The sequence below is a fragment of the Pseudomonas sp. AC532 genome, assembly GCF_979258965.1.
In genome coordinates, this window is record NZ_OZ409888.1 from 3,937,949 (window position 1) to 3,950,599 (window position 12,651).

The window sequence follows — 12,651 nt, forward strand, 5'->3', positions numbered from 1 at the left end:
TCTGCGCCGTCGCTCCAGCCTGCTGCAGCGTCTGCACATCGACGGCATCCTGCTCCTGTTATTGCTGCTACTCGCGACCGGCAGCCTGTTCATCCTCTATTCGGCCAGCGGCAAGAACCTCGATCTGTTGGCCAAGCAGGCCAGTTCCTTCGGCATCGGCCTGGTGGCGATGGTGGTGATCGCCCAGTTCGAGCCGCGCTTCATGGCGCGCTGGGTGCCGCTTGGCTATCTGTGTGGGGTGGCGCTGCTGGTGGTGGTCGATGTCATGGGTCACAACGCCATGGGCGCCACGCGCTGGATCAACATTCCCGGCGTGATTCGTTTCCAACCGTCGGAATTCATGAAGATCCTGATGCCGGCGACCATGGCCTGGTACCTGTCCAAGCGCACGCTGCCGCCGAGCCTCAAGCATGTCGCGGTCAGCCTGGGGCTGGTGGTCACGCCGTTCGTGCTGATCCTGCTGCAGCCGGACCTCGGCACCTCGCTGCTGATCCTCGCCTCCGGTGCCTTCGTGCTGTTCATCGGCGGGCTGCAGTGGCGCTGGATCGCTGGCGCCGTCGCGGCCGTCGCACCTATCGCCGTGGCGATGTGGTTCTTCGTCATGCACGATTACCAGAAGCGCCGAGTGCTGACCTTCATCAATCCGGAGAGCGATCCGCTCGGCGCCGGCTGGAACATCATCCAGTCCAAGGCGGCGATCGGTTCCGGTGGGGTGTTCGGCAAGGGCTGGCTGATGGGCACCCAGTCGCACCTGGACTTTTTGCCGGAAAGCCACACGGACTTTATCATTGCGGTCCTGGCCGAAGAATTCGGCCTGATTGGTGTCTGTCTGTTGCTGCTTTTGTACATTCTGTTGATTGCACGGGGGCTGGTGATTACCGTGCAAGCGCAGACGCTGTTCGGTAAGCTGCTCGCCGGTGGTTTGACCATGACCTTCTTTGTCTATGTGTTCATCAATATCGGCATGGTCAGTGGGTTGTTGCCGGTAGTGGGTGTGCCGCTGCCGTTCATCAGTTATGGCGGCACGTCGTTGATTACGTTGTTGTCGGGTTTCGGAATTCTGATGTCCATCCACACGCACCGTAAGTGGATTGCTCAGGCTTGATTGGGGTTATGAATTCAATGCAGATTTTGCGTGGCTGGGCCGCACGACATGCACATTGGCTGGCGGTCGCCGGCCTGTTCGGTGCACCACAGGCGATGGCCGCCAACGAATACGTCAATTCGCCGCAGGTCGGCGAATTCATCACCGAGATGACCCGTGACTACGGGTTTGCCGGCGAGCAGCTGAGTACCCTGTTCAACGGCGTGGAGCGCAAGCAGGCGATCCTCGACGCCATTTCGCGCCCGGCCGAGCGGGTCAAGCCGTGGAAGGAATACCGCCCGATCTTCATTACCGATGCGCGCATCAACAAGGGCGTGGCGTTCTGGAACGAGCATGCCGAAGCGTTGGCCCGTGCCGAGCAGGAATATGGCGTGCCGGCCGAGATCATCGTCGCCATCATCGGCGTCGAGACCTCCTACGGCGGCAATACCGGCAACTATCGGGTGATCGATGCGCTGTCCACCCTGGCGTTCGACTACCCGCCACGTGCGCCGTTCTTCCGCAAGGAGTTGCGCGAGTTCCTCATGCTGACCCGTGAAGAGCAGGTCGACCCGGCCAGCCTGAAAGGCTCCTACGCCGGCGCCATGGGCCTGCCTCAGTTCATGCCGAGCAGCTTCCGCGCCTATGCCGTGGATTTCGACGGCGACGGCCACATCAATATCTGGAGCGACCCGACCGACGCCATCGGCAGCGTGGCCAGCTACTTCAAACGCCACAACTGGCAGCCGGGCCAGCCGGTAGCGAGCCTGGCCACGGTCAAGGGTGATCAGGCCGACCAGGGCCTGAGCGCCGGCCTCGACCCGGAAAAGAACGTGGGTGAATTGCGCGCCCTGGGCTGGTCGAGCAACGACGTGCTGGCCGATGATCTGCCGGTGACCGCGTTCCGCCTCGAGGGCGCCGAGGGTGCCGAGTACTGGATCGGGCAACCGAACTTCTACGTGATCACCCGCTATAATCGCAGCGTGATGTACGCCATGGCGGTCAACCAGTTATCCGAGTTGCTGGTGCAGGCTCGAGGTGCCAATCAATGACGGGTTTGCCGTTCAAACTGGCCGCGTGCGGCATCGCGGTACTGCTGCTGGCCAGCTGTACTTCCAGCCGGGCGCCGACCAGTTCGTCGCCGACCCAGGCCGGAGCCGCTGGCCCGCTTTCCGGCCCGGGTGATTTCGACCGTCCGCACAAGGACGGCGCGCCCTGGTGGGACGTGGATGTCTCGAAGATCCAGGACGCCATTCCCATGCCGCATTACGGCCCGGTGAAGGCCAGCCCGTATGTGGTGTTCGGCAAACAGTACTACCCGATCTCCGATGCGCGCCGCTACACCGCGACTGGTCCGGCCTCGTGGTACGGCACCAAGTTCCACGGCCAGGCCACCGCCAACGGTGAAGCCTACGATCTGTACGGCATGACGGCCGCCCACAAGACCCTGCCGCTGCCCAGCTACGTGCGGGTCACCAACCTGGAAAACGGCAAGAGCGCGATCCTGCGGGTCAACGACCGTGGCCCGTTCTATTCGGACCGCATCATCGACCTGTCCTTCGCCGCCGCCAAGAAGCTCGGCTACGCCGAGAAGGGCACGGCCCAGGTGCGCGTCGAAGGCATCGACCCCACCGAATGGTGGGCCCAGCAGGGGCGCCCGGTGCCGATGATGATCAAGCAGCCGCAGATGGCCAAGGTGCAGCCCGCGCAGATGGAACAGCTGAAGCTGGCCAATGCGCCGGCGCAACAGTATTCGCCGCCACCGCAGCAGCACGCCGGCGTCACCGTGCCGGTGCAGATCGACTCAAAAAAAAACGATTCAGCCGCAGCGTCTGGCCTGTATCTCCAAGTGGGAGCCTTCGCCAATCCCGACGCTGCGGAGCTTCTCAAGGCCAAGTTGAGCGAGTCGGTGACTGCGCCGGTGTTCATCAACTCGGTAGTGCGCAACCAGCAGATACTGCACCGCGTGCGACTGGGCCCGATCAACAGCCAGGGCGAGGCTGACCGGGTGCGTGACAGCATTCGTGTCGCCAATCTCGGGCAAGCGACTCTGGTCAAGGCAGACTGAGAGGGCGCTGCGCGGCAGCGGCCTCTCGGCGCCGGCAACTTATCGGCCGGCCGCCTGACTAAGCAGTGAATCGCCGCCACCGCGCGGCAGTGGCATTTCATACTGTGCCCGCAAGGGCCTGTTTTACCATCAGCGACCTAGAGAGACGGATGAATATCACCAGTTTCGCGCAACGCATCTTCCTGTCACTTCTGCTCCTCGGTGCATCCAGCGCCTGGGCCAACCAGGCGCCGCTGCCGGCTCCGCCGCAGTTGGCAGCCAAGTCTTACGTGCTGATGGATGGTGCCAGCGGCAACATCCTGATCGAGAACAACGGTGACGAGCGCCTGCCGCCGGCCAGCCTGACCAAGCTGATGACCGCCTACATCGCTACCCTGGAAATTCGCAACGGCAAGATCGGCGAGCAGGACATGGTGACCATCAGCGAGCACGCGTGGCGCACCGGTGGTGCCGCTTCCGGTGGCTCTACCATGTTCCTGCCGGTGAACAGCCAGGCCACGGTCGACGACCTGCTGCACGGCATCATCATTCAGTCCGGCAACGACGCCAGCATCGCCATCGCCGAGCACATCGCCGGCAGCGAGGACGCCTTTGCCGACATGATGAACGCCACCGCCGAACGCCTGGGCATGAAGAACAGCCACTTCATGAACGCTACCGGCCTGCCGCATCCGGAGCACTATTCCAGTGCCCACGACATGGCGATCCTGGCCCGCGCGATCATCAACGAAGATGCCGAGCACTACGCCATCTATTCGCAGAAAGAGTTCCTCTGGAACAACATCAAGCAGCCCAACCGCAATCTGCTGCTGTGGCGTGATCGTACCGTCGACGGCCTGAAGACCGGCCACACCAACGAAGCCGGTTTCTGTCTGGTGGCCTCGGCTGTCCGCGATGGCGCACGGATGATCACCTCGGTATTCGGCACCGACAGCGAGCGCGCTCGCGCGGCCGAAACCCAGAAGCTGCTGACGTACGGTTTCCGTTTCTTCGAAACCCGCACCTTCTACCAGAAGGGCACCGAACTGACCCAGGCGCCGGTGTGGAAAGGCCAGGTGCCGCAGGTCAAGGCCGGTCTGGCTCAGGACCTGACCCTGACGCTGCCGAAGGGCCAGCTGGAGAAGCTGGCGGCCAGCATGACCCTCAACCCGCAGATCACCGCTCCGATCGCGCAAGGCGACGTGATCGGCAAGGTAGAGGTGAAAATGGGCGACCAGGTGGTGCACAGCGCCGATCTGGTAGCGCTGGAGGCCGTCGAGGAGGGTGGCTTCTTCCGCAGCCTGTGGGATAGCATTCGGTTGTTCTTCTACGGGCTGTTCAACTAACGCCCCGTCAACCATGCGATGAGCGCCCTCGACCCGAGGGCGTTTTGCTTTGGAATATCAGCGATGACCGATACCGACGTACAAGCTCCGAAAATCGAATTTCCCTGCAAGAACTACCCGATCAAGGTGATCGGAGAGGCCGGCGACGGCTTTGCCGAGATGGTGGTCGAGGTGATCCAGCGGCATGCGCCGGACCTGGATGCCGGCACGCTGGTCAGCCGTGACAGCAGCAAGGGCCGCTTCGTATCCGTGCAGGTGCTGATCACCGCCACGGGCGTCGAACAGCTCGAAGCGATCCACCTCGACCTGCGTGCCACCGGCCGCGTGCAGATGGTGCTGTAGTGGCTGCAGCTGACCTTGTCGTGCGGCATCTCGGGGTCGTGGAGTACCTGCCGACCCTGGAGGCGATGCGCACCCTGACAGCCGAACGCGATGATGCGACGCCTGACGAAATCTGGTTGCTGCAGCACCCGCAGGTGTTCACCCAGGGCCAGGCCGGCAAGCCCGAGCACTTGCTGGCGCCCGGTGACATTCCGGTGATTCAGGTGGAGCGCGGCGGGCAGGTGACCTACCACGGCCCGGGCCAACTGGTGGCCTATCTGCTGCTCGATCTGCGTCGCCTGGGGCTGGGTGTACGCGAACTGGTCACGGCCATGGAGCAGTGTCTGGTCGAGGTGCTGGCGAGCTATGGCGTCGATGCCGCACCGAAAGCCGACGCCCCCGGCGTATACGTGAAGGGCGACAAGATCGCCTCGCTGGGGCTGCGGGTGCGCCGCGGCTGCTCTTTTCATGGCCTGGCGCTCAACGTCGATATGGATATGCGCCCGTTCCAGCGCATCAATCCATGCGGCTATGCCGGCTTGAAGATGACCCAGCTCAGGGATCAGTTGGACGCGCCGCCGCGTTTCGACGAGGTTGCCGAGCGCCTTGAGCAGGCTCTTCGTCAGCGGTTGGGGTATGGGCAGTAAGGCTGTTGTGGCTTTACTGGAGCGCAGCTGTTCCTGGGTATCGCTGCGCTCAACCGCAGGCTACGGTTGGCCAGGCTCGCTTTTGTAGCCTGGCGTTGAGCGCAGCGATACCCGGGTGATCAGTTGACGTTCAGCGCCGGAATCAGGCTGGTGTCGAGTTGCTGCCCCGGAACTGCAACCGGCGCGGCGAGGCCCAGGTTGTTCTTCTCGAACACCTTGTCGGCGCGGTAGCTGGAACGCACCAGCGGGCCGGCCGCCACTTCCATGAAGCCCATCTTCAGGCCGATGTCACGAAAGCGGTTGAATTCGTCCGGGCTCACCCAGCGCTGCACCTTCAGGTGATTGCGGGTTGGCTGCAGGTACTGGCCCAGGGTCAGGATATCCACGCCCACGGCGCGCATGTCCTCCATGGCCTCGAACACCTCGTCGTCGGTTTCGCCCAGGCCCAGCATCAGGCTGGTCTTGGTCAGTACGTCCGGGCGATGGCGCTTGGCGTGGGCCAGCACGTCGAGGGTCTTGCGGTAGCCAGCGCGCGGGTCGCGCACCTCACGGGTGAGGCGATTGACGGTCTCGACGTTCTGGGCGAACACTTCGAGGCCCGAATCCACCACGCGTTCGATGGCCTCGAGATCGCCGTCGAAGTCCGGCGTCAGCGCTTCGACCACCACTTGCGGGGTATTGGCCTTGATCGCCTGCACGCACGCTGCGTAGTGAGCGGCGCCGCCGTCTGGCAGGTCGTCGCGGTCCACCGAGGTCAGCACGATGTAACGCAGCGCCATCAGCTCCACCGATTTGGCGGTGTTCTGCGGCTCTTCCTTGTCCAGCCAGCCATTCGGGTTGCCGGTATCGACCGCGCAAAAGCGGCACGCCCGGGTGCAGACCGAGCCCATCAGCATGATGGTGGCCGTGCCGTTGGACCAGCACTCGCCCATGTTCGGGCAGTGGGATTCCTGGCAAACGGTGCTCAGGCGGTGTTCGCTGACGTTGCGTTTGACCGCTTCGAAACGACTGCCGCCCGGTGCCTTGACTCGCAACCAGCTGGGCTTGGGTTCGTAAACCTGGGGCTCGCTCGAGGCGCGGCGCTTCTGGCCGTCCTTGATCGCGGTAATACCCTGGACGGTACGGAATTTGTCGCCGCTGGCAACGGGTTTGGGCGAGGCAGTATCGGACATCGAAAATCTCGGCTCCGGTAGGGGCTGCGGTGGCGGATGGGGAGCTTGTGGCCGCCGCGCAGTGTATCACAGAGGTGTTTGTACGAGGCTCACCGTGTGTGCGCGCTGCCGCCCCCTTGCCCGCCGCCACTGCCCGCGAGGCGTTTCAGTGGATCACTTCACCGCCACTTCCGGCAGCTTGGCAATCACCTTGATCTCGAACTGAAAACCGTACAGCCAGGTTACGCCCACGCAGGTGATGTTCGGGTGTGGCGCGTCCCCCCAATACTCGGGCACCACCTGCCAGATGGTTTCGAAGTGCGTTTCGGGGTTGACGATGAACACCGTCACGTCGACCACGTCGTCGAAGGTGCAATCGGCGGCCTTGAGCACTGCATTGAGGTTTTCGAAGGCCAGGCGGACCTGGCCTTGCAGATCCGCCTCGGGCGAGCCGTCAGGGTGGCTGCCAACCTGGCCCGAGACGAACAGCAAGCCATTGGAGCGAACGGCCGGCGAGTAACGGTTGCGCTCGTAAAGCGCCTGACGGCCTGCCGGGAAAACTACATCGCGATTATTCATGTTGCCTCCTGTGGGTCAGGTCGACCCGGGTAGTGGTGAGGCCACTATAGGAAGGGCGGCTGGCTGGAAAAACCGGCTGGCACCGGCAACACTGTTCGGGAATTGCGAACAATCAACGGTCGGGTTCCACTACATGGATAGATTCGAAGCGATGCGGGCATTCGCTCGCGTGGTCGAAAGCGGCAGCTTCACCAAGGCGGCCGACACCCTGCAGATCAGCAAAGCCACCGTGACCCAGCAGGTGCAGCAGTTGGAGGCGCGACTGCGCGTGAAGCTGCTCAATCGCACCACGCGCAGGGTCAGCGTGACCGCGGATGGCGCGGCCTATTACGAGCGCGTGCTGCGCCTGCTGGCGGATATGGATGACGCTGAAACCAGCCTGTCGGACGCCTCCAGCAAGCCGCGCGGGCGGCTGCGGGTGGATGTACCCAGCCCGTTCGCGCGGATGATTCTGGTGCCCGCGTTGCCCAGGTTTCATGCGCGCTACCCGGATATCCAGCTGGCGCTGGGGGTCAGCGATCGTCTCGTCGACCTGCTGAGCGAGAATGTCGACTGCGTGATCCGCGGCGGCGAGATTACTGATCAGTCATTGATGGCGCGCCGCATTGGTGACCTGCAGTCTGGCGTGTATGCCGCGCCGGGCTACCTGCAACGCGCCGGCATCCCGGAGCATCCGCAGCAGCTCGCCGGCAGCGACCACCGCATCGTCGGCTTTCAGTGGGGCAAGGCAGGCAACGTGTTTCCCTACGCCATGTGCCGTGACGGTGAGCGCGTCGAGGTGCGTGGCCGGCATATGCTGGTGGTCGACGACGGCAACGCCTACCTGGCTGCAGGTCTCGCCGGACTGGGCGCGCTCTGGCTGCCCCATTACATGTCGTTGCCGCATGTGCGGCGCGGCGAGCTGGTCGAGGTGTTCGAGGATTGGCAGTTCGAGCCGATGCCGATGTACATCGCCTACCCGCCGAACCGTCACGTCAGTGCGAAGCTGCGGGTGTTCATCGACTGGGTAGTGGAGCTGATGGCGGAGCACGCGCCGATCATCGATCGCAGCGGGCGCTGAGTGGCTGGTTGTCGTCGGCAAAGGCGTTAAACTGCGCGTCCCGTTTTTCATTGGCTTAGCCGCATGTCCCGACCCGCTCGCCCTGCGCCACGACCGTTTCGAGCTGCCAAAGCGGCGCCTGCCGAGCCGCGCCTGATCGTGCTCAACAAGCCGTTCGACGTGCTTACCCAGTTCAATGACGACCAGGGGCGCGCCACGCTCAAGGATTTCGTCCCGGTGACCGCCGTGTACCCGGCTGGCCGACTGGATCGCGACAGTGAAGGTCTGCTGCTGCTTACCAATGACGGACACTTGCAGGCGCGTATCGCCGACCCCAGGCACAAATTGGCCAAGACCTACTGGGTGCAGGTCGAGGGAGAGCCGACGGCCGAGCAGGTGCAGCAATTGTGTGCCGGTGTGCAGCTCAACGACGGCCCGACCCTGCCCGCCGAGGCGCGGCTGCTCGACGAGCCCGCGCTGTGGCCGCGCAACCCGCCGGTGCGCTTTCGCAAAAGCATCCCGACGGCCTGGCTGGAACTGGTGATCCGCGAAGGGCGTAACCGCCAGGTACGGCGCATGACTGCTGCGGTGGGGTTACCTACCTTGCGGCTGGTGCGGGTGCGGATCGGCCCATGGCAGCTGGACGGCCTGCAGCCGGGCGAATGGCGCGATGTGCCGCCCACCCTGAAGTAGACGGGCGCCATCCGTGATCTGGCCTTCCAGCGGGCCGGCGCTTCGCAGCTAATCAGCGCTTTTCGTCGGGTTTAGCTGCGCAGGTGCTGGAGTGGCAATTGCGTGCTGGAAAGAATCTGCTGCAGCACGAAACTGGAGCGCACGCTGGAAACCCCATCGATGCGCGTCAGGGTGCCGAGCAGCAGCTTCTGGTAGTGATCCATGTCCGGCACCACCACCTTGAGCTGGTAGTCGGCGTCCATCCCGGTCACCAGGCAGCATTCCAGCACCTCCGGGCACTTGCGGATTTCTTCCTGAAAGTGTTCGAAGCGCTCGGGTGTGTGGCGGTCCATGCCGATCAGTACGTAGGCGGTCAGGCTCAGGCCAAGTTTCTTGCGGTCCAGCAGGGCGACTTGCTGGACGATGTAGCCGTCGTCTTCCAACTGCTTGACCCGTCGCGAGCAGGGCGAGGGCGACAGGCCGATACGCTCGGCCAGGTCCTGGTTGGAGAGGGTCGCGTCGCGTTGCAATTCGGCAAGAATGTTCAGGTCGTAACGGTCGAGTTTGTTCATGATCCGGCTTAAGTATGGTTTGATTGCGCTGAATGATGAATCATTGGTATAAAATTGCGCAAGAGATGCTTTGCTGAGCAATATTTGCAATATCTCGTCGCGGCGCCGGGCGTAAGCTTTACCTCAGTTTCAAGGCCCGGACGACACGTCCACCCGGCTCGCCCAATCAGGAGAGCTGGCGCCGCCGACCCCACCGGGTCGTCACGGCACCCGGGTCCGCACTGCCCAACCAGGCGGGCGAGGAAAGCGGCGACAGAATTGCCGGCACAGGACATCTACGAAAGGGGAGGCCGAGAGGTCTCCCCTTTGTTCGTTGTGAGGCACGCTTCGCTTCAGTGGTCGCCGCAGCACGAGTTCCAATGTTTGTTCTTCGAGGTATGGCCGATGCCAGGGTTGAAGGCGTTGGTCGGGTCCAGTTCGCGGTAGAAATCGGCAAGTGCCGGCTTGGCGACATACAGGTGGCCGACGTTGTGCTCGGCCGGGTATTCGGCGCGGCGCTCGTCGAGCAGCGTCCACATGGCATGTTCCATGGCGATCGGATCGACACCCTTTTTGACGATGTAATCCTGATGGAACACGTGGCAGAAGAAGTGCCCGTAGTACAGCTTGTGAATGATCTGCTGCTCCATCGCAGGCGGCAGCGTCTCGACCCAGTCGCGGTCGTTGCGACGCAGAGCGATATCCAGCGCGAGGATATCCTCGACCTCGCGACGATGCGCCTCGCGGTAGCGAATCGCTGCACCCGCGATGGCGAAGCGATGCAGGAATGCCCTGCGACCTTCGTCGGCATCGCACTCGAAAAATGCGCCGCTGCTGCGCTCTCCGAAAAAATCATTCAGGAAGGTCCGGGTCTGCTCCAGGCTGTCGTTGGCGACGCGAACCAGCAGGTGATGCTCGAAGCGGTCACGGTACTGGCGCATACGCTGCGGCAAATGGCTGGGCAGCAGGTTCATCAGCAACTGAATGGCGCGGTCGCTGACGCCGCGCAGGCCAAAGCGCTCGAAGAAACCATCGACGCGGCTTTTCAGCGCGAAGGCTGCCGGCACCTTGGCAGTGCCGAACCTGTCGATGACCAGAAAGGTGTCCTTGCCGTATCGCTCGCCGATGTCGAAGGCAGTGCGGTGGATGTACTCCCCGGCAATCGGCAGGCTGGGCAACTGGCTGAGCAGGTGACGGCGCACCTCGGTGAGATCATGCGGGTCGTTGCTGCCGATATAGAAGACGGTGCTCGGCTCTTTGCGAAAGGTATCCAGGCGCACGGCGAACAGGCACAACTTGCCGGCCGATCCGGACGCTTCGAACAGCCGTGACGGGTCGGCGTTGAAGCGCGCCGGTGTGTCGGCATCAACGTCGCGTACGTATTCGGCGTAGCTGCCGTCCGAGGCTTTGCCGGTGCCTTCGTTGCTGACCTGGAACGGGCTGTAGTCGCCGCGCTGCAGGCGAGTGAGGATTTCCTCAGGGCTATTGCCCAGATCAATGCCCAGGTGATTGATCAGCTCCAGGGTGCCGTCTTCCCGCACTTGCGCGTACAGCGCCAGCTCGGTGTAGGCCGGGCCGCGGCGCACCAGTGAGCCTCCCGAGTTGTTGCACACACCGCCCAGTACCGATGCGCCGATGCAGGATGAGCCGATGACCGAGTGCGGCTCGCGACCAAGTGGCGCCAGTGCCTGTTCCAGGCGATCCAGCGTGGCGCCGGGCAGGCATACCACCTGCTCGCCATCGTTGATCAACTGTACGCCGGTGATGCGCAGGGTGCTGATCAGCACGACCTCGCGGTCGTAGTCATCACCATTCGGCGTCGAGCCACCAGTGAGGCCTGTGTTGGCCGCCTGCATGATGACGATGCGGTCCGCAGCGACAGCCGCTCGCAGCACGCGCCACTGCTCCAGTAGCGTGCCGGGCCGCACCACCGCCAGTACGCCACCGTCGCCGGTGCGGTGGCCCTTGCGAAAACGGCGGGTGCGCTGCTCGTCGGTCAGCACATGTTCGCTGCCCACGGCATCACGCAGGGTCGCCAGCAGCGCGTCGCGGCTTATCACGGTCATGGCCTCAGCGCTCCCGAACCAGCGACTCAGCGCTGATCTCGGCAATGGATTTGGCTCCGGTCAGCACCATGGCCACGCGCATTTCCTTCTCGATCAGGCTCAGCAGGTTGCTTACGCCGGCACCGCCAGCGGCGGCCAGCGCGTAAATGAAGGCACGGCCGAGCATCACCGTGTCGGCGCCCAAGGCGATCATGCGTACCACGTCCAGGCCGCTGCGAATGCCCGAGTCGGCAAGAATTTTCAGGTCACCCTTCACCGCGTCGGCTATCGCCGGCAGCGCACGGGCGCTGGACAGCACGCCGTCGAGCTGACGGCCACCATGGTTGGACACCACGATGCCGTCGGCGCCAAACCTGACCGCGTCGCGGGCGTCTTCGGGATCGAGGATGCCCTTGATCACCATCGGTCCGTCCCAGAAGTCGCGTATCCACTCCAAATCCTTCCAGGAAATAGAGGGGTCGAAATTGGCGCCCAGCCAACCGATGTAGTCCGCCAGGCCGGTCGGGTGGCCGCGATAGGCGGAGATGTTGCCGAGGTCATGGGGCTTGCCCAGCAGGCCCACGTCCAAGGCCCAGGCCGGGTGTGTGAAGGCTTGCAGCATGCGGCGCAGCGCAGCGTTGGCGCCGCTCATGCCCGAGTGGGCGTCACGGTAGCGAGCGCCGGGCGTTGGCATGTCGACCGTGAACACCAGGGTGGTAACGCCAGCGGCCCTGGCGCGCTCCAGGGCGTTCTTCATGAAACCGCGGTCTTTCAGTACGTAAAGCTGGAACCACATGGGCCGGCTGATCGCCGGGGCCACTTCTTCGATGGGGCACACCGAGACCGTGGACAGCGTGAACGGAATGCCCTTGTCCGCAGCCGCCTTGGCGGCCTGCACTTCGCCGCGGCGCGCGTACATGCCGGTGAGACCAACCGGAGCCAGCGCCACCGGCATCGCCAGGGTCTCGCCGAACAGTCGGGTTTCCAGGCTCAGTTCGGACATGTTGCGCAGCACACGCTGGCGCAAGGCGATGCTGGCGAGGTCGTCGACGTTGCGCTTGAGCGTGTACTCCGCATAGGCGCCGCCATCGATGTAGTGAAACAGGAACGGCGGCAGGCGACGTTGCGCTGCGGCGCGGTAGTCGGTGGAGGCAGAAATGATCATGGGC

General features: G+C 63.6%; 13 protein-coding genes. 8 read left to right on the top strand and 5 right to left on the bottom strand.

Going from position 1 to position 12,651, the window contains the following annotated elements; translation table 11 throughout:
• Position 1 precedes the first annotated feature (1 nt).
• From rodA to lipB, 6 genes are all read left to right on the top strand, one after another.
• Entirely contained in the window at positions 2–1,105 is a 1,104-nt protein-coding gene (rodA, locus tag ACZ0AV_RS18305) for a rod shape-determining protein RodA (RefSeq protein WP_499153392.1), read from the top strand.
• A gap of 17 nt (positions 1,106–1,122) precedes the next feature.
• Positions 1,123–2,136, top strand: coding sequence for a lytic murein transglycosylase B (mltB, locus tag ACZ0AV_RS18310; RefSeq protein ID WP_499152352.1), 1,014 nt, complete (start codon positions 1,123–1,125; stop codon positions 2,134–2,136).
• The gene (locus ACZ0AV_RS18315) at positions 2,133–3,152 is read left to right on the top strand and encodes a septal ring lytic transglycosylase RlpA family protein (protein ID WP_499152353.1); all 1,020 of its coding nucleotides are present in this window, start codon (positions 2,133–2,135) and stop codon (positions 3,150–3,152) included. Before mltB ends, ACZ0AV_RS18315 begins: the two co-directional genes overlap by 4 nt.
• Before the next feature lie 149 nt (positions 3,153–3,301).
• Entirely contained in the window at positions 3,302–4,477 is a 1,176-nt protein-coding gene (locus ACZ0AV_RS18320) for a D-alanyl-D-alanine carboxypeptidase family protein (protein WP_499152354.1), read from the top strand.
• A gap of 63 nt (positions 4,478–4,540) precedes the next feature.
• Positions 4,541–4,819, top strand: a complete 279-nt coding sequence (locus ACZ0AV_RS18325; protein ID WP_499152355.1) for a DUF493 domain-containing protein — start codon at positions 4,541–4,543, stop codon at positions 4,817–4,819.
• Positions 4,819–5,445 carry a lipoyl(octanoyl) transferase LipB gene (lipB, locus tag ACZ0AV_RS18330; protein WP_499152356.1) on the top strand — a complete coding sequence of 209 codons (627 nt, stop codon included), beginning with the start codon at positions 4,819–4,821 and terminating at the stop codon, positions 5,443–5,445. Before ACZ0AV_RS18325 ends, lipB begins: the two co-directional genes overlap by 1 nt.
• Positions 5,446–5,564: 119 nt before the next feature.
• Here the strand turns inward: lipB and lipA are convergent, their stop codons facing one another.
• Together lipA and ACZ0AV_RS18340 are read right to left on the bottom strand one after the other, a co-directional pair.
• The gene (gene lipA / locus ACZ0AV_RS18335; RefSeq protein ID WP_499152357.1) at positions 5,565–6,617 is read right to left on the bottom strand and encodes a lipoyl synthase; all 1,053 of its coding nucleotides are present in this window, start codon (positions 6,615–6,617) and stop codon (positions 5,565–5,567) included.
• 153 nt (positions 6,618–6,770) lie between these two features.
• On the bottom strand, positions 6,771–7,175 hold the full coding sequence (locus ACZ0AV_RS18340; protein WP_499152358.1) for a RidA family protein: 405 nt from the start codon (positions 7,173–7,175) through the stop codon (positions 6,771–6,773).
• A 133-nt stretch (positions 7,176–7,308) separates the two neighbouring features.
• Between ACZ0AV_RS18340 and ACZ0AV_RS18345 the strand changes: the two genes are divergently transcribed.
• Both ACZ0AV_RS18345 and ACZ0AV_RS18350 read left to right on the top strand, forming a co-directional pair.
• Entirely contained in the window at positions 7,309–8,235 is a 927-nt protein-coding gene (locus ACZ0AV_RS18345; RefSeq protein ID WP_499152359.1) for a LysR family transcriptional regulator, read from the top strand.
• A 63-nt stretch (positions 8,236–8,298) separates the two neighbouring features.
• Positions 8,299–8,907, top strand: a complete 609-nt coding sequence (locus ACZ0AV_RS18350) for a pseudouridine synthase (RefSeq protein ID WP_499152360.1) — start codon at positions 8,299–8,301, stop codon at positions 8,905–8,907.
• Between the two features lie 71 nt (positions 8,908–8,978).
• Here ACZ0AV_RS18350 and ACZ0AV_RS18355 read toward each other — a convergent pair whose 3' ends face one another.
• The 3 genes from ACZ0AV_RS18355 to lldD form a co-directional block, all read right to left on the bottom strand.
• Entirely contained in the window at positions 8,979–9,458 is a 480-nt protein-coding gene (locus ACZ0AV_RS18355; protein WP_042554872.1) for an Lrp/AsnC family transcriptional regulator, read from the bottom strand.
• A 332-nt stretch (positions 9,459–9,790) separates the two neighbouring features.
• On the bottom strand, positions 9,791–11,503 hold the full coding sequence (gene dld, locus ACZ0AV_RS18360) for a D-lactate dehydrogenase (RefSeq protein ID WP_499152361.1): 1,713 nt from the start codon (positions 11,501–11,503) through the stop codon (positions 9,791–9,793).
• Positions 11,504–11,507: 4 nt separating this feature from the next.
• Positions 11,508–12,647 (bottom strand): FMN-dependent L-lactate dehydrogenase LldD, encoded by a 1,140-nt coding sequence (gene lldD / locus ACZ0AV_RS18365; protein ID WP_499152362.1) that lies wholly within the window; start codon positions 12,645–12,647, stop codon positions 11,508–11,510.
• Positions 12,648–12,651: the final 4 nt, after the last annotated feature.

Excerpts from the sequence above, each read along its gene's own strand:
- mltB (WP_499152352.1), top strand. The coding sequence starts at position 1,123 with ATGCAGATTTTGCGTGGCTGGGCCGCACGACATGCACATTGGCTGGCG.
- ACZ0AV_RS18315 (WP_499152353.1), top strand. The coding sequence starts at position 2,133 with ATGACGGGTTTGCCGTTCAAACTGGCCGCGTGCGGCATCGCGGTACTG.
- ACZ0AV_RS18320 (WP_499152354.1), top strand. The coding sequence starts at position 3,302 with ATGAATATCACCAGTTTCGCGCAACGCATCTTCCTGTCACTTCTGCTC.
- ACZ0AV_RS18325 (WP_499152355.1), top strand. The coding sequence starts at position 4,541 with ATGACCGATACCGACGTACAAGCTCCGAAAATCGAATTTCCCTGCAAG.
- lipA (WP_499152357.1), bottom strand. The coding sequence starts at position 6,617 with ATGTCCGATACTGCCTCGCCCAAACCCGTTGCCAGCGGCGACAAATTC.
- ACZ0AV_RS18340 (WP_499152358.1), bottom strand. The coding sequence starts at position 7,175 with ATGAATAATCGCGATGTAGTTTTCCCGGCAGGCCGTCAGGCGCTTTAC.
- ACZ0AV_RS18345 (WP_499152359.1), top strand. The coding sequence starts at position 7,309 with ATGGATAGATTCGAAGCGATGCGGGCATTCGCTCGCGTGGTCGAAAGC.
- ACZ0AV_RS18350 (WP_499152360.1), top strand. The coding sequence starts at position 8,299 with ATGTCCCGACCCGCTCGCCCTGCGCCACGACCGTTTCGAGCTGCCAAA.
- ACZ0AV_RS18355 (WP_042554872.1), bottom strand. The coding sequence starts at position 9,458 with ATGAACAAACTCGACCGTTACGACCTGAACATTCTTGCCGAATTGCAA.
- dld (WP_499152361.1), bottom strand. The coding sequence starts at position 11,503 with ATGACCGTGATAAGCCGCGACGCGCTGCTGGCGACCCTGCGTGATGCC.
- lldD (WP_499152362.1), bottom strand. The coding sequence starts at position 12,647 with ATGATCATTTCTGCCTCCACCGACTACCGCGCCGCAGCGCAACGTCGC.